This is a genomic window from Bartonella sp. AA16NXGY (assembly GCF_042197325.1).
GTDB lineage: Bacteria > Pseudomonadota > Alphaproteobacteria > Rhizobiales > Rhizobiaceae > Bartonella.
Genome location: NZ_JBHIRR010000073.1, coordinates 1 through 656 on the forward strand (window position 1 = coordinate 1; position 656 = coordinate 656).

The window sequence follows — 656 nt, forward strand, 5'->3', positions numbered from 1 at the left end:
CTATCAAGCATGGCCAATTCTCTCGCAAAAGGCATTACATTTGGACATCTATGGAGACATAAAAACTAGATGAGATAGAAAGTAATCATTCTCGTAGAAGAAACACAATAAAAAACCTCATTAAATAAAAAAAACTATCGTATATTATAATTTTATAATCAAAATTTTAATATAGATAAAAATTATAAAGTAATTCAATAGAGGTTAAGAAATTTAATATCTATTAAAACAAATAATTAAATTTTGTAGTGTAAATTTAGCATTAATTCAATAATTAAATTGCCAATTTTTTACCGCAATATATAAAAAATAAGGAGAACAAAATATGAAAAAGCTAATTATCACTATAGCGATCAGTATAATTTTTGGAACGTCAGCTCTCGCTCAGGATTGTGACTGGAACTCCAGCAGTTTTAGCTGTGTTCCGAGAAAAGGAAAAAAGACAGTAAATCATAATCCAATAAATAATTCTGCTCCATTAAACAACAATTCAGAAATTATTGAGCTCTTAAAAATTTCAGAAATTATTGAGCTCTTAAAAAAACAGCTTGCGTTAAAAAAAGAACAAAATTCACAAATAGAAAGAGCCTATCAAGCTATAACAAAGAGTCAGAAAACTGGATCTACAACAATAGATTTTTCTAGTTTTTTTCTCA

Annotated in this window: 1 pseudogene; it reads left to right on the top strand. The window is 26.8% G+C overall.

Going from position 1 to position 656, the window contains the following annotated elements:
* Positions 1-325 precede the first annotated feature (325 nt).
* Positions 326-656 (top strand): annotated as a pseudogene (locus tag ACFINK_RS09390) (hypothetical protein); the annotation flags it as partial.